The organism is Pseudomonas sp. IB20 (genome assembly GCF_009707325.1).
Taxonomy (GTDB): domain Bacteria; phylum Pseudomonadota; class Gammaproteobacteria; order Pseudomonadales; family Pseudomonadaceae; genus Aquipseudomonas.
In genome coordinates, this window is record NZ_CP046103.1 from 1,017,022 (window position 1) to 1,032,490 (window position 15,469).

Here is a 15,469-nt window from a genome sequence, read left to right on the forward strand (position 1 = left end):
CCTTTAATGACGCCCTTGCTTGCACCGCTGCGCTGGTTGCACTCCTTGGAGTGGCGCCGTGGTTTTTTCGACTGGGCACGCAGCGATGGCGTGACCTGGGTGTACATCTTCAAGGTGCTGATCGCCGCGTTCCTCACGCTGTGGCTAGCGATGCGCCTGGAACTGCCGCAACCGCGCACCGCGATGATCACCGTGTTTATCGTGATGCAACCGCAGAGCGGCCAGGTGTTCGCCAAGAGTTTTTACCGCTTCCTCGGCACCTTGGCGGGGTCGGCGGTGATGGTCTTGTTGATCGCCTTGTTTGCGCAGAACACCGAACTGTTCCTCGGCGCACTGGCGATCTGGGTGGGCATTTGCACCGCAGGCGCGACGCGGAATCGCAACTTTCGCGCCTATGGGTTTGTGTTGGCCGGCTACACGGCGGCGATGGTCGGTTTGCCCGCCCTGGCGCACCCGGACGGCGCCTTTATGGCGGCGGTGTGGCGGGTGCTGGAAATTTCACTGGGGATTCTCTGCTCCACCGTGGTCAGCGCCGCGATCCTGCCGCAAACCAGCAGCGCCGCCATGCGCAATGCCTTGTATCAACGCTTTGGCGTGTTCGCATTGTTCGTCACCGACGGCTTGCGTGGGCGTAGCCAGCGCGAAGGGTTCGAGGCCAGCAACGTGCGCTTTATCGCCGAAGCCGTGGGCCTGGAAGGGCTGCGCAGCGTCACCGTGTTTGAAGACCCGCATATGCGCCGAAGGAATGGCCGGCTCAGTCGCCTCAACAGCGAATTCATGAGCATCACCACGCGCTTCAACGCCTTGCACCAGTTGCTTGAGCGGCTGCGCACGGATGCGGCGGATCACGTGGTCGCCGCGATCAAACCGGGCCTGCAAGACCTGGCCGAAGTGCTTGATGGTTTCTCCGGCCGCGCCCTGACCAGCCCCGACGCTGGGCGCTTGGTCAATCAACTGAGTGCCTATAAAGATGGCCTGCCCGCCAAGGTGCGCAGCCTGCGTGCGACCTTCCAGGAGGGTAACCCGAGCGAGGCCGAGCAGCTGGATTTCCATACCGCCTACGAGCTGCTGTACCGCTTCGTCGACGACCTGCACAACTACGCGCAAACCCACGCATCGCTGGCCGATCACACCCACGCGCGCGAGCAGTGGGACGAAGCCTACACGCCGAAAACCAACTGGCTGGCCTGCGCCGCTTCGGGGATTCGCGCGTCGTTTATTCTGATTGTGCTGGGCAGTTACTGGGTCGCCACCGCCTGGCCCAGCGGCGCGACCATGACCCTGATCGCCGCCGCCACCGTTGGCTTGTCCGCCGCCACGCCCAACCCCAAACGCATGGCCTTCCAGATGGCCTGCGGCACGTTGATCGGTGCGCTGGTGGGCTTCGTCGAAATGTTCTTCGTGTTCCCCTGGATCGACGGCTTCCCGCTGCTGTGCGTAATGCTTGCGCCGGTGATCATCTTCGGCGCCTTCCTCGCCTCACGTCCGCAGTACGCCGGCGTCGGTGTGGGCCTGTTGATTTTCTTCAGCACCGGTTCGGTGCCGGACAACCTCACGGTCTACAACCCCTACACCTTTATCAACGACTACATCGCCATGGTTATCGGCATGTTGGTGTGTGCGGCGGCGGGCGCGATTATCCTGCCGCCGAACAGCCGCTGGTTATGGCGCCGCCTGGAACAGGACCTGCGTGAGCAAGTGGTGTACGCGATCAGCGGCAAGCTCAAGGGCCTGGCGTCAAGTTTCGAAAGCCGCACCCGCGACCTGCTGCACCAGGCCTACGGCCTCGCCGTCGGCCAGCCGCACGTGCAGCGCGACCTGCTGCGCTGGATGTTCGTGGTGCTGGAAGTCGGCCACGCGATTATCGAGTTGCGCAAGGAGCAGGCGATTTTGCCGGTGCACCCGGCGTATGCCGAGTCCCAACCCTGGCGCCAGGCGATCCGCGTGATGGGCCGCTCGCTGGTGCGGCTGTTCCTGCAACCGAGCGCGAGCAACCTGGAGCGCGGCCTGATTGCCGTCGACCATGCGATTAGCCGCGTGCAGGCCACCGATGAACCCTTCGCCCCGCACTTCGACACCTCGGCCCTGCGCCGGGTGAAAAGCTACCTGCACTTTATCCGCACCTCGTTGCTGGACCCGCAATCACCCCTGGCGGCCCTTAAAGGAGCCCCGCATGCCTCGTGAAATCGCATTCCACGGCGTCTACATGCCGACCATGACCCTGATGTTTTTTATCGCCGCAGGGCTGGCCTGGGCCTTGGACCGCTTCCTGGCCGGGTTGGACCTGTACCGGTTTTTCTGGCACCCGGCGTTGCTGCGCCTGAGCCTGTTCGTTTGCTTGTTCGGCGCCCTGGCGCTGACCGTCTACCGTTGAGAATGCCCCGATGAAAAAGTTTTTCAGCCTGCTCGCGACCTTGCTGGTATTGGCTTTGGCGATCTGGATTGGCCGCACGTTGTGGGTGCACTACATGGAAACGCCGTGGACCCGCGACGGCCGCGTGCGCGCCGACATCATCAACGTGGCGGCCGACGTCACCGGCGAAGTGGTGGATGTGCCGGTGCGTGATAACCAGTTGGTGAAAAGGGGCGACCTGCTGATGCAGATCGACCCCGAGCACTACCGCATCGCGGTCAAGCAGGCGCAATCGCTGGTCGCTTCGCGCAAAGCCACCTGGGAGATGCGCAAGGTCAACGCCCACCGCCGCGCCGACCTCGACGCCCTGGTGATTTCCAAGGAAAACCGCGACGATGCCAGCAACATCGCCGACTCGGCCCTGGCTGATTACCAGCATGCGCTGGCGCAACTGGAAGCGGCCGAACTCAACCTCAAGCGCACCCAGGTGGTGGCGGCGGTGGACGGCTACGTCACCAACCTCAACGTGCACCGCGGCGATTACGCGCGCATCGGCGAAGCCAAGATGGCCGTGGTCGATATGAACTCGTTCTGGGTATATGGCTTCTTTGAAGAGACCAAGTTGCCCCACGTCAAAGTTGGTGACAAGGCCGATATGCAACTGATGAGTGGCGAGACGCTCAAGGGCCACGTGGAAAGCATCTCGCGCGGCATCTACGACCGTGACAACCCGGAGAGTCGCGAACTGATCGCCGATGTGAACCCGACCTTCAACTGGGTGCGCCTGGCCCAGCGCGTGCCGGTGCGGATTCACATTGATGAAGTGCCTGAAGGCGTGCTGCTGGCGGCGGGGATTACTTGCACCGTCATCGTCAACCCGACGCAAAACTGAATGTGGGAGCTGGCTTGCCTGCGATAGTCATGGGTATCTCGCATGTCAGTTGAAGGATGTGCAGTTGACCCACCGCTATCGCAGGCAAGCCAGCTCCCACATTTTTTTGACCGCGTCAGGCCTTGATGAAGGTTTCGTGCAAATGGCGCCACAACAGCGCGCCGCTGGCCTGTTTTTCAAACACCACGGTGGCGCGGCGATCGGTTTGCGTGCCGCTGTCGTCAACCTGATGTTCGCGGTAAGTCACCGTCGCGCCGCGTGCATGCCGGTCAATACCGGCCATTTCGCTCAAGGTGATCTTCAACCCCGGGCGCATGCCGCCCAAACGTGTGAACAGCGCTTTAACGCCGGCTGCATTCACCCTCGTCCCCGTGGCGGGCGCGACCATGCTGAATTCAGGTGAGAACCGCGCAAGCAAGGTTTCCAGAGTTTCCTGGGGCGCAACGCCGGCAAACCATTGTTCGATCTCGACGTGGGTCTGGATCACTTCCTCAAAAAAATCGCTGTAATCAATCATTGCTGGGACTCGCTGGCAGGGTGAAGCAGTGTGCGTACCCTGGACGCATCCAGGCGCAACACGGCAAAAAGGGGCAACAATGTCAGGGCTGCGGCCATCGTGAAGGTTATGGCAAAGGAATCCAAGGCCGACAACAACGCACTGAGGGCGGCAGCGCCCAGGCAGAAGCTGACTTGCCGATTGATGTTCCACAGGGCGCTGGCATGGCCCATGCGCTCGGCGGGTATGTCGAGAAACGCCAGGGTCTGTGCGGTGCTGCTGCACAGGCTGCCGCCCAGGCCCATCAACGTATAGGCCAGAATAATCAAGGCCGGTTCGGGTTTTGTCAGCAGCAGAATGCCGACACATTGCAGGGCCATGCCCGCCAGTAGCAAGGGTTTGGGGCCGCTGCGGTTGAACAGTTTTTTGCTCAGGAAAATCGCCAGCGCCGACGCCAGCGCCCACGGCAACATCAGCGCGCCGGTGCGTGTGGCGTCGTAGCCCAGGCCGCGCAGGTAGAGGATGGCGATCAGGCTGGTGCCGATAAATACGCCGGGGATGAACAGATAGACCAGCATCGCCACGCGCAGCATCGGGCTGCGGATCTGTTTGAAAATACTGTCCAGGGCCAAGGCCGGGCGCACCGTTGCCGGCGCGTCAGGTTTTATCCACAGCAGTGCCAGCAGCAGCGTGAGCAACGCCAGTGGTAGGTTGGCGTAGAAGATCCGGCGCCATGACACGGTGTCGACGATCAGCCCGCCCAACGCCGGGGACAGCGCCGGTACCAGCAGGGCTACCGACATCACCCGCGCCGTGAGTTGGCTGCGTTCTGCCGCCGGGTAATGCCGGTAAGCCATGGCTTGCCCCACGGGAATCAGCAAACCACCGCCCAAGCCTTGCAGCGCGCGCCAGCCAATCAACGTTTCGATTGAACCCGCCTGGCCGACCATCACCGAAGCCCCCGCGAATAACAGCAGGCTCGCCGCGATCAGCGTGCGTTCACCCAGTATCGCCGCCAGCCACACACTCAAAGGGATGATCACGGTCAGCCCCAGCATGTAGGCGTTGCTGATCCAGGCCAGTTGCGTCACTGAGGCATGCAGCTCGCGGGCGATGTCCGGGTAGGCGACCGTGGCGACAAACATGTTCACCAGGTCCAGGGCGAAGCCGAGTAAGAAGATCCAGGCGACTTTCGAGCGGTAGGTCATGAACGCGATCCTGCGAGTGAAGCGGGCAGGGTAGGCCGCCTGCAGGGTTTGGGATACGCCGGTTTGCCTGTTAGTTTGTCAAAAATATTTTGACAAAGGAGGGCGCGGCCGATGGTCAGCCTGGACCGATTCGACACCTTCAAGGCTGTAGTAGAAGCCGGTTCGCTCACCGCTGCGGCGGATATGCTGGGCCAGACCCGCGCCGTAGTCAGCTTCAACCTCAAGCGCCTGGAAGCGGAACTGGGTGTCACTTTGCTGACCCGCAACACCCGCCAACTGGCGCTGACCGATGCCGGCGAACGCTTCTACCTGCGTTGCACGCGCATGCTCGAAGAAGCGCGACTGGCGGTAGAAGAAGCGCGCTCCGAACACGCCCAGCTCAAAGGCACGCTGCGCATCACCACCACCGTGGAGTACGCGCTGGCCGTGGTCGCCCCGGCGGTGGAAGCCTTCCGCCGCTTGCACCCGGATCTGAACATTCACTTATCCACATCCTCCACCCACGCCGATTTGATCTCGGAACGCTTTGACGTGGCGATTCGGTTGGGCCGCCTGCTGGACTCCAACCACCGCGCAGTGCAGTTGTCGACCTTCGAAGTGTTTGCGGTGTCGGCGCCCGAGTTTGCCGGGGTGCAAACGTTGGATGAGTTGGAGCAGGTGCCCAAACTGGGCCATGGCCGTTTAACCGAACTGAGCGTGACCGACCCGGCCGGTGGCGAGCATCAATACCGCCCCGGCCCTACGGCGCTGGTGGCCGACAGCGCCGCCGTGCTTCAAGCGTTCGCCGTGCGCGGCCACGGCGTGGCAGTGCTGCCGCAGTGGCTGGTGCAGGAGGATCTGGACGCGGGGCGGCTGGTGCGGTTACTGGCCGACCATCGCTTTGCGCCGCAGGGGATCTACGCGATGTACCCGGACACCCGGCATTTACCGCTGAAGGTGCGGGCGTTTATTGATTTTATGAAGGGTTAGAGTGAACCCGTCAGCCCAAAGCGCTTCTTCAACACCGTCTCCAGCAATGCCTTGGGCAACAAGGCTGCCATCAACGGCAGCGCGCGGCTGCCATTGCCCGCACGCAGCAGCCGTGGCGGCGTGGGCTGTTGCACAGCCTTCAACACCTGCGCCGCGAATTGCTCGGCTGAGGTCGGGTTGTTCTGCGAGGCCTGGGAGCGCGCGCGAATGCCTTCGCGCAACGGCCACCAGGGCGATTTTTCGTTGATCAACAGCTCAGCCTGGGCTCCGGCGTTTTTCGCGAAACGCGTATCGATGGCCCCCGGCTGTACTTCCAATACCCGCACACTAAACGGTGCCAGCTCCATGCGCAAGGCATCGCTCAATGCGTGCACCGCCGCTTTCGACGCGCAATAAGCCCCGGCAAACGGCGTGACCAGCACCCCGGAAACGCTGCCGATATTCACCACCAGGCCTTTGCTGCGCCGCAGCGCCGCAAACAGCGCCTGGGTGACGCCGACGATGGAAAACACATTGGTCTCGAACTGGCGCTGCATCGCCTCGGTGCCGCCGTCGAGCAGCGGGCCCATGGCGCCGTAGCCGGCGTTGTTGATCAACACATCCAGCTCGCCCCACTGCTCGGCCAGGTGCTGCAAGGCGGCGCTGTCGTTGACGTCCAGCTTCACCGCGTTGAAGCCGGCGGCGGCGAGGGCGGCGACGTCGTCTTCGCGGCGCGCGCTGGCCCACACGTCGAAGCCTGCTGACTTGAACGCATCAGCCAGGGCGCGGCCAATGCCGCTGGAGCAACCAGTGATCAGTACGTTGGGCATGGATCAATCCTTTGTCAGTCCGAGAAGCTGCCTTGCAGGTGCTCGGCGCGAAATTCCAGGGTTTGCGGGCGGTAGCCAGGGCGCAGCGGTGGCGTCGGCAGGCAGTCGTCCCAAGTAGCGCCGGCCTGCAGCTCGCCTGGGCCGCGGTAGCGTGGTGCAGCGTAGACGTTGTCGGCCAGGTTGACCGAGTCGCCTGGCGCATAAGCCGCGACGCGCCAGCGCAGCTCGGTCAGCGGTACGTCGTTGCCGTTACTCAGGATCAGTTTAAGTGGGCGATCAGCCGGGCATTCCTGCGGTGCATAGCTGATGCGCAGTTCCAGGCGCGACAGTTGTGAGGCTTCGCGGTTGTCCAGCCACACCACCCAAATCGCCACAAAGCCCAGGCCGACGGCGGCGGCAAGGGATACCGGCAAGGCCTTGGCGGGGTAGCGCAGCAGCAGGATCAGCCAGGTGATGATCAGAAGAACGCCGAAGAACATGGGGGCAGCCTCGCGAATGGATGAACCATCCTACCCGTCGTCGGGCGCGGTTGCCTATGTACATGTCCCAGGAGGAAGGGGAGTGAACGGACTTTACGCAAGTGTGCCTACAAGGGCATCAGGTGCTGGCTGATAGTGCCAGGGTACTTCGTCTTACATTTGTGAGGGAACCGTCACGCATTGAACCGTCACTTATCTGGCGACCTACAGCATATTTTCTATGTGGATGTACCGCACTCCATCCCTTTGAAGTACAGGGGCGGTCCTGATCGTGACCCCGTCAGTCGCATTATTAGTAGTGGTCTAACGCGCTTAAAAATATGAGCCTATAGCACTGGCCGGTATTGGGTGGGGCCAATCATGGCCTCGCAGTCAGCGTAAACAGAAAGAAAAAGCCCCCACCCAACCCACTGCGGATAGGGGACGCAATGGGCTGGGTGAGGGCTTCTTTTACGACTGTTTTACTGCGCGATAGTTTTCACCGACACGCCACGCTCAACTGGTGTGGAGCGCCCGTAGATATCTTCGAACCGCTCGATATCGTCTTCGCCCAAGTAGCTGCCCGATTGCACTTCGATGATCTCCAACGGGATCTTGCCTGGGTTGCGCAGGCGGTGCACCGAGGCGATCGGGATGTAGGTGGACTGGTTCTCGCAGAGCAGGAACACGTTTTCGTCACAGGTGACTTCGGCCGTGCCGCTGACCACGATCCAGTGTTCGGCGCGGTGGTGGTGCATTTGCAGTGACAGGCACGCGCCCGGTTTTACCGAGATGTGCTTGACCTGGAACCGCCCGCCCATGTCCACCGAGTCGTAGGAACCCCATGGGCGATAGACTTCGCAGTGGTTCTGGGTTTCGCTGCGGCCCTGCTCGTTGAGGGTGCTGACCATCTGCTTGACGCCCTGGACCTTGTCCTTGTGGGCAATCATCATCGCGTCCTTGGTTTCCACCACCACGATGTTGTCCAGGCCGATCACCGAGACCAGCTTGCCGTTGCCGTGGATCATGCAGTTGCGGCTGTCCTGGATCACCACGTCGCCTTTGCTGACGTTGCCGTTGGCGTCTTTGTCGTTAACCGCCCACAACGAAGCCCAGCAACCCACGTCGCTCCAACCCGCACTCAGCGGCACCACGCAGGCGCGCTGGGTTTTTTCCATCACGGCGTAGTCGATGGAATTGTCCGGGCAGCAAGCGAAGGTGGCTTCGTCGAAGGTCACGGTGTCGGCGGTTTGCTCGCTGCGTTCCAGGGTCAGCAGGCACGTGTCGTAGATGTCCGGATCGTGCTTTTTCAGCTCTTCGAGGAAGCGGCTGGCACGGAACAGGAACATGCCGCTGTTCCAGAAGTAACCGCCGCTTTTAACGAACTCGACGGCGCGTTTTTCATCGGGTTTTTCCACGAACTGCTGTACGCGGCTCACGCCTTCGGGCAGCAGCGAATCGTTGGTGGACTTGATGTAGCCATAACCGGTTTCCGGACGGGTTGCTGGCACGCCGAACAGCACCATCTCGCCACGCTCGGCCGCCACGGTGGCCAGGGCCAGGGCGCGCTGCAGGGCTTTCTGGTCGTCGAGCACGTGGTCGGCCGGCAGCACCAGCATCAGTTCGTCGCGGCCTTCGTTGACCAGCATCATCGCGGTCAGGGCCACAGCCGGTGCGGTATTGCGCCCGAACGGTTCCATCAGGATGCGCTGGCACTCAAGCTTACGCGTGCTCAGTTGCTCATTAACGATAAAACGGTGGTCCTTGTTGCAGACCACGATTGGGGAGTCCATGCCTTCGAACACCAGGCGCTCCAGGGTTTGCTGGAACAGCGTGTGCTCACCGGTCAGGGCCAGGAATTGCTTCGGGAACTGTTTACGGGAAAGCGGCCAAAGACGTGAGCCGCTACCACCGGAAAGGATTACTGGGATCATGGATGTTTCTCCTTGAATCGATTTGGGTCAGAGCCTGTGGGAGCGGGCTTGCTCGCGAAGGCATCACCTCGGTGTCACTGATGCACTGAGGTGTCAGCATCGCGGGCAAGCCCGGTAGGGCAAGCCCGGCTCCTACAGGGGGAGCGTCAATTTCAAAAGCTAATCAGCGGGTCGACACTGGGCGCTTGACCCAGACTGGCGAAATGCTCGAACCAGAACCGGTCACATACAGCACCGCCGCTTCACCACGTTCCAACGCAACCGGCTTCACATCACCGACTTTCTTGTCGCCGTCATACAACGCCAGGCTCACCTTCACCGGGTTGATTTCACGCTCTCCACGGCCTTTGGCGGCCACCGACTTGACCACGTCGGTCTTGCCGTCGGCGGTTTTCAGGGTCAGGGCCTTGTCGCTGAGGTTCTGCACGCGTACCAGGGATTTCTGCTTGTTCTTGAACGGCGGTTCTTCGATCAGTTGCGGCTGGCCGCTGCCACTGTTGACCAGGGTGTAGTAGTGGTCGGCGGCGAGTTTGACCGGCACGGTCTGGCTGCCGACCTTGGCGCTGTAGTCGCCGCCGGGCATGAAGCTGAAGTCACTGCTGGCCAGTGGCGCAACGTCGCTCAGGTTGGTCGCGCCGACGGTGGCGCTCACTTCTTGGTTGGATGCGTTGTAGACACGTACGAAGCTTGAGCCTTTCGGTGCGACAGGGCCGTACAAGGCAGCGTCACCGGCGAAGGCGGACAGGGATACCAAGCTCATACCGGCAGCCAGGGCCAGAGTCTTAGCGAGATGACGCGCAGTAGTAGTGAAAGTCATGTGAGTTACCTCTCTTTCAGTTTTGCGCCCGGTCGGGCGTCTCGGATTTTTGGTGTTTAGCGGGTGTATTCAGTGCCATGTTCTGTTGGCGCGAACCGGCTTTTTTAAGCTGCGCAACCCACTGCGGGTCGGCGTCACCGATTTCGTTGTTGACGGGCAGATAACGTTCAGGAAACTCCCAGATCAGCACCTGTGGCGGGCTGTTCTTGAAGTCGTCGCTTTTCAGGTAGCTGAGCATCGGCAGAATCGGGCCGTGGCCGTCTTCGGAGTAGTTGATGACATCGCTGTGCAAGGCTTGCTTGAGCGCGCCGACGAAGTTCCAGTTAGGGTTGGCGCTGTAGCTGGTGCCGACCAGTGCCACCGGGGTTTCGCTGTTGCTGAACAGCGCGTCGTCGCCTTTGTTTTCAGCCAAATGCGTCAAGCGTTTTTGCAGCGGTTCTTTGGGCGGCATCAGGTTTTCAAACAGCGGGTCCAGCGGCAGGAACAGACGCAGGTCGCCTTTGTGCGGTTCGGTCTTTTCAGCTTCGGTGACAAAGCGCTGTGGCTCGCCACTGAGCGGGGTCTTTTCGCTAATCACCTTGGCCAATTGCTTGGCAGCGATTTCGGCGCCGTCCGGCGTCCAGTGGGTGTCGGTACGCAGGAACACTTGCTGGCCGCCCAGCTTGGCCTGTTGCAGGGGCCCAAGCAGGTCAGGGGCGATGATCTTGTCGGCGGCGACACGGGCATGGAAGTCCTGGTACAGGTTGGCGTGGATGCTCGCTGGTTTCACTTCGCCCAAGTGTTCTGGGTACAAGCGCACCTTGGCCGGCACAATCGCCATCACCAATTGAATGCCCTGGGCCTTGAGTTTCTGGCGTACGCCTTCGACCAGCGCGTAGTTGCCCTCAAGGTTCTGGTCTTCATTGACGGCGGGGTTGAACTCCTGGTCGCTGTACAGCCAGTGATCGCGGCCCAGCACCACGCCAGGGCGGCCTTCGTTGAACAGCTTGTAGTCCAGCGCCGCCCACAGGTTGGTGCCGATGCGCTTGATCGGGAACTGGTCGTCGTAGTGGGTCTCGACGGCCTTGGTCCAGCGGCCGTTGAGCACCGTCGCGTCGGCATTGGTGCTGAAGCCGAAGAAGCTGCGCATCGACCAGGCGCCCAGGGCCAGCAGCACCAGTAGGAACAGCGCGATATAGAGGACGCGGAATGAACGGGTCATGGTCGGCTCCCTCAGAATTGGAAGTAAAGGAACGGCGAGAAACTCTGCGCCGACAGTTTCAAGATCGATGCCACAAACAGCAGCAGTACCGCAGCGCGCATGGCGTAGCGTGGCCAGTCAGCGGTCCAGTAGGCCGGTTGCACGGCGGCGTCCTGGCCGACGGTGAAACCTGGCTGGTGGATGCTGTCCGGGTTGTCACCCGGCACGGCCTTGATCAGGCTCGGGTCGGCCGGCTTGGCTTTCTCGGCAGGGCGGTTGGTGTAGAAGTCGCGCAGGCCGAAGAACGCCAGCGTTGCGTACGCCACCACCAGGGTTGCCACTTGCAGGCCAGTGAGGTTGGCGCGGTTGAGCTCCGACAGTGACCACTCGCCAAAGCTGAACATCGCACCGTACATACGGCCGGCGACGTGCAGGTTCTCCGAGCGGAAGATCACCCAGCCCATCACCACCAGCAGGAAGGTGAAGGCCCAGCGCACCACGTTGAAACTGCGCGGCGCGGTGTTGAGGCCGATGGCTTTTTCAATCGCCAGCCACATGCCGTGCCAGGCGCCCCACACGATGTAGGTGATGTTCGCACCGTGCCACAGGCCACCGAGCAGCATGGTCAGGAACAGGTTGCGGTAGGTGGTCAGCGTGCCTTTACGGTTGCCGCCCAGGGTGATGTACAGGTAGTCACGCAGCCAGGTCGACAAGCTGATGTGCCAGCGGCGCCAGAACTCGGTGATCGACTGGCTGATGTACGGCTGTTTGAAGTTTTCCATGAAGCGGAAACCCATCATCAAGCCCAAACCAATGGCCATGTCGCTGTAGCCGGAGAAGTCGAAGTACAGCTGCGCGGTGTAGGCCAGCGCGCCGAGCCACGCATCGCCCGTGGTCGGATTTTGCAGGGCAAAGCAATGGTCGGCCACCACCGCCAGGGTGTCGGCGATGAAGACTTTCTTGATGAAACCCTGCATGAACCGCGTGCAGCCCTCGGAGAATTTGTCGAGGGTGTGCGTGCGGTTGTTGAACTGGTCGGCCAGGTCGCGAAAGCGCAACACGGGGCCGGCAATCAAGTGCGGGAAGATCGCCACGAACGCCGCAAAGTCGATGAGGTTACGGGTGGCCGGGGTGTCGCCGCGGTACACGTCGATGATGTAGCTGATGGACTCGAAGATGTAGAACGAGATCCCGATCGGCAACAGCACGTGAGTGAGAATGAACGGCTCCAGGCCCGCCGACTTCATCATCACGTTGATGCTGTCGACGCCGAAGTTGGCGTACTTGAAGTAGCCGAGGATGCACAGGTCGACTGCCACGCCGAGCAGCAGCCAGCGTTGAGCCGGCTTGGTGCGCACGCCGGCCGCACCGACCTTGAGGCCGATCCAGTAATTCCACAGCGTGACGGCGGCGAACAGCGCCAGGAAGTCCACTCGCCACCAGGCGTAGAACACATAGCTGGCCAGTAGCAGCAGCAGGTTGCGATAGCGTTGCCCGCTCCAGTAATACAAACCGAGAAAGATCGGCAAGAACAGAAACAGGAACACATTGGACGAGAAAACCATCCCGATCTCTCCATGTTTAACAGACAGTCAAGGGCCAACGGCCCCCCCAAACCCCCCATCAAATTCGGGAGGGTGTACACGTTTCAGTGTGGGAGCTGGCTTGTGTGGGAGCCGGGCTTGCCCGCGATGCACCGAAGCCAGCTCCCACATAAAGCCAGCGCCCACTTTTGGACCGAGTCCAGGTGTGGGAGCTGTGTATCAGTTGCCTTTGTTGCCTTTTTCATGCGTCGGGTCGTAGACCTTGGTCAGGTCACCGCCCAGCCGGAAGGTCTTGAACGGCTGCATGCCGTGCTTGCGCTCGATCACATCCGGGGCGCAGGTGTAGAGGGTGCAGAAGGGCTCAAGCCAGGCGAATTTCATGTCCTCCTTGAGGTCCTTCATGTCCTGCTCTTTACCGTTCTTCTTCTCGAAGATCTCCGGGTCTTTGACCCCGGCCAGCACTTTGTCGCCCAGGCGTTTCAACGCGCCGTTGTTTTCCTGGCGCAGATCCACACCGTTGACCAAGGCAAAACTGGCGATCATCGACAGCGGCGGCAGTGCGTAGTTGTGGTACGACAAAGCCCGTTGCTGGCGCTTCAATTCATTCGGCAAAAAGCCCTGGTCATCGACCTGGTTGGCGCCGACCTTGTATTCCTTCACCGCCCAATCAAACAGGTCACGGCGGTTGACGGCGACGGACGTGGCCATCACCGACCAGGCGGCCCAGTAGGAGTGGTTGTTGGTTTTTTCCAGCGGCAGGTTGTCCCAATCGCTGACGACCTGATCGGCCATTTTGCTGAACCAGGCTTCGATCAACTGCGATTCCTGCTGGTGGTTGGCCAGCGGGTGCGAGTCGGAGAACTTCAGTCGCACATAGGCCGAAGCCATGCTGCCCAGCGCCCATTTGCGCATGGACTTACCGGTGTGGTTGAAGTCCTTGGACATCAACGCATCCGCCTTGGCCCAGCTCGTAAGCCAATTGAGCGTGCATTCCAGCTGCTGCGGGCGACCGTCGCGCATGAACTGCATCACGCGCTTGCTGGTGTCTTTTTCCAGCTTGGTGATGTCGGCGGTGCTGTCGCGAAAGGCTTTTTCGGATTGCACATTCAGGGTGGAACGGGCTTTGTCCGAACCTTCGTACTTGCTGCGAAATTGCAGCGAGCCGGTGTACGGCGCCGGCATGGCGTCGCAGTCATTTTTGAAGTCGCCGGTCTTGAACGCTTCGATCGGTGCGAAGTAGCCCTGAGGCGGACGCAGCGGGGCGGCGGCGTTGGCTGCGCCGGCGAAGATCGCCAGGCCCAGCAACGATGGAATCAATAACTTCTGCATAGGTAACCTCATTGCGCGCTTATTTCACGGCCTTGAAGCGGTCTGTTGACCGCTGGCCGGGAATACGTTGCGTGTGCAAATTTTCGCTTCGACTTTCTGCGCGGCAGCGCCCGCTTCGGGGCCTTGTACTTCCACGGCCAGCAAGTTCTGCGAGGCCCAGTCTTCATCGGTGCGCAGTTCAAAGGCGAAACGCCCGTCTGTGTCGGATGTTTCGGGTTTCTCGATCTTGATGTCCTCGTGGCGCCCGTTCATGTACCAGAGGGTGGCTTGCAGGGTTTTCACCGACGGGTCGGCGAAGCGGATATCAACCTGATGGTTGGCGTTGCGCAGGTCTTTGTTCGAACTGTTAACCAGCAATTCGTTCTTGCCGGGTTTCAACGTCGTGCTGGCGGTCATCTGCGCAGTCTTGCCTTCGCAGCCGTTGTCGAGCAGCGACATCATCTGGCGGTAGATGGTCTCCTGGTCGAGGCGATACAGCGGCGAGAACTCCCAGATCAGAATCTTTGGCGGGGTTTTCTGGAATTCTTCGCTGCCCAGGTACTGGATCATCGAACCTTCGAGGCCACCGCCAGGAAAGGCGACGTTGAGGATGTCGGCACCGATTTCCTGTTCGAGGAAACCGGCGAAGTTGTAGTTCTTGCCACTGTGGCTGGTGCCCACCAGGGTGATCTGCGGGTTGCCCGAATCGCTGAACAGGTCGCCGTCGCCCGCTTCGCCCTTGGGCTCGGTGGTGAACTGGTCCATGTACTGGATCGCGTAGCTGGTGCCGCACAGTTGCCCGGCCATGTTGTGCAGGGTGCCGGTCTTGCCCATGCGGCCCGAGCGCTTGGTCTCGAATTCGCGCTTGGGAATCTCGGCGTACTCGGGCATGGCACGCACTTTGGCACCGACGATTTTCGCCGTGCGCTGGGCACCGTATGGCGTCCAGTGTTGGTCGCCACGGAAGTAGAAATCGTGGGCCGGCAGTTCATCCGGCAGTTGCTCATTGGTGAGCGGCGACAGGTCCGGCACCACGTAACCCATCTTGGCGAAACGGCCGAGCATGGTCTTGTAGTTGCCCAGCGCCTTGTCGAAATCGAACTTGGCTTTCTCGTCGGGGTTGAGCTTGTTGCGGTTTACCAGGCCACGGGTCGGCTGGTACACCACCACCAGCTCCACGCCCTTGGCCTTGAACGCATCGTGCAGCTGTTGCATGCGTTTGTAGCCGGCGGGGCTGGTGTCGAATTCGGTGCGCAGGTCTTCCTGGGTACGGAACAGCCAGTCGCCCTGGGCTTGCACCAGAGTGGTGAAGTTCTGCTGGTAACGCGTGGTGTAGTTTTTCGCGTCGTGGGCAGCCGGGCACAGGCTGCAGCACGGTTCGGCAGTGAAGGTCGGCGCCTTGATTTCGTCGGCGCGTACGCCTTGGCTGGCCGCCAGCAGGCCGAGGGTCAGACCCGAGAGGCTCAGCAGTTTGATCATGTGTGGGTGCATAAGGGTCATC

General features: G+C 61.2%; 14 protein-coding genes. 4 read left to right on the plus strand and 10 right to left on the minus strand.

The features are described from left to right. The first annotated feature begins 6 nt into the window (after positions 1–6). Genes GJU48_RS04660 through GJU48_RS04670 form a run of 3 tightly spaced genes read left to right on the plus strand, consistent with a single transcriptional unit; the run spans position 7 to position 3,245 of the window. Positions 7–2,184: an FUSC family protein gene (locus GJU48_RS04660; RefSeq protein ID WP_094951311.1), complete on the plus strand. Its 2,178-nt coding sequence runs from the start codon at positions 7–9 to the stop codon at positions 2,182–2,184. Beyond that, entirely contained in the window at positions 2,174–2,374 is a 201-nt protein-coding gene (locus GJU48_RS04665; protein WP_094951312.1) for a DUF1656 domain-containing protein, read from the plus strand. The genes GJU48_RS04660 and GJU48_RS04665 overlap by 11 nt, the downstream gene beginning before the upstream one ends. Before the next feature lie 10 nt (positions 2,375–2,384). Continuing rightward, complete coding sequence (locus tag GJU48_RS04670) at positions 2,385–3,245, plus strand: efflux RND transporter periplasmic adaptor subunit (RefSeq protein ID WP_094951313.1); 861 nt, start codon at positions 2,385–2,387, stop codon at positions 3,243–3,245. A 115-nt stretch (positions 3,246–3,360) separates the two neighbouring features. Here the strand turns inward: GJU48_RS04670 and GJU48_RS04675 are convergent, their stop codons facing one another. Both GJU48_RS04675 and GJU48_RS04680 read right to left on the minus strand, forming a co-directional pair. After that, complete coding sequence (locus GJU48_RS04675; RefSeq protein ID WP_094952149.1) at positions 3,361–3,762, minus strand: DUF4440 domain-containing protein; 402 nt, start codon at positions 3,760–3,762, stop codon at positions 3,361–3,363. Then, on the minus strand, positions 3,759–4,949 hold the full coding sequence (locus GJU48_RS04680; RefSeq protein ID WP_094952150.1) for an MFS transporter: 1,191 nt from the start codon (positions 4,947–4,949) through the stop codon (positions 3,759–3,761). Before GJU48_RS04680 ends, GJU48_RS04675 begins: the two co-directional genes overlap by 4 nt. 111 nt (positions 4,950–5,060) lie before the next feature. Between GJU48_RS04680 and GJU48_RS04685 the strand changes: the two genes are divergently transcribed. Then, positions 5,061–5,918: a LysR family transcriptional regulator gene (locus GJU48_RS04685; protein ID WP_094952151.1), complete on the plus strand. Its 858-nt coding sequence runs from the start codon at positions 5,061–5,063 to the stop codon at positions 5,916–5,918. On the opposite strand, the gene GJU48_RS04690 is transcribed toward GJU48_RS04685, so the two are convergent. The 8 genes from GJU48_RS04690 to GJU48_RS04725 form a co-directional block, all read right to left on the minus strand. Then, positions 5,915–6,727: an SDR family oxidoreductase gene (locus GJU48_RS04690; protein WP_094952152.1), complete on the minus strand. Its 813-nt coding sequence runs from the start codon at positions 6,725–6,727 to the stop codon at positions 5,915–5,917. The two genes, GJU48_RS04685 and GJU48_RS04690, sit on opposite strands and share 4 nt — an antisense overlap. Positions 6,728–6,741: 14 nt before the next feature. Beyond that, positions 6,742–7,206 carry a multidrug transporter gene (locus GJU48_RS04695; protein ID WP_094952153.1) on the minus strand — a complete coding sequence of 155 codons (465 nt, stop codon included), beginning with the start codon at positions 7,204–7,206 and terminating at the stop codon, positions 6,742–6,744. A 461-nt stretch (positions 7,207–7,667) separates the two neighbouring features. Beyond that, positions 7,668–9,119, minus strand: a complete 1,452-nt coding sequence (locus tag GJU48_RS04700; RefSeq protein WP_094952155.1) for a mannose-1-phosphate guanylyltransferase/mannose-6-phosphate isomerase — start codon at positions 9,117–9,119, stop codon at positions 7,668–7,670. A gap of 163 nt (positions 9,120–9,282) precedes the next feature. After that, positions 9,283–9,936 (minus strand): alginate O-acetyltransferase AlgF, encoded by a 654-nt coding sequence (locus tag GJU48_RS04705; protein ID WP_094952156.1) that lies wholly within the window; start codon positions 9,934–9,936, stop codon positions 9,283–9,285. A gap of 16 nt (positions 9,937–9,952) precedes the next feature. Then, positions 9,953–11,137: an alginate O-acetyltransferase gene (locus GJU48_RS04710; protein ID WP_094952157.1), complete on the minus strand. Its 1,185-nt coding sequence runs from the start codon at positions 11,135–11,137 to the stop codon at positions 9,953–9,955. A gap of 11 nt (positions 11,138–11,148) precedes the next feature. Further along, positions 11,149–12,681 (minus strand): MBOAT family O-acyltransferase, encoded by a 1,533-nt coding sequence (locus tag GJU48_RS04715; RefSeq protein WP_094952158.1) that lies wholly within the window; start codon positions 12,679–12,681, stop codon positions 11,149–11,151. A gap of 198 nt (positions 12,682–12,879) precedes the next feature. Beyond that, positions 12,880–13,989, minus strand: coding sequence for a mannuronate-specific alginate lyase (locus tag GJU48_RS04720; protein WP_094952159.1), 1,110 nt, complete (start codon positions 13,987–13,989; stop codon positions 12,880–12,882). 24 nt (positions 13,990–14,013) lie between these two features. Continuing rightward, the gene (locus GJU48_RS04725) at positions 14,014–15,459 is read right to left on the minus strand and encodes an alginate O-acetyltransferase (RefSeq protein ID WP_094952167.1); all 1,446 of its coding nucleotides are present in this window, start codon (positions 15,457–15,459) and stop codon (positions 14,014–14,016) included. Positions 15,460–15,469 lie beyond the last annotated feature (10 nt).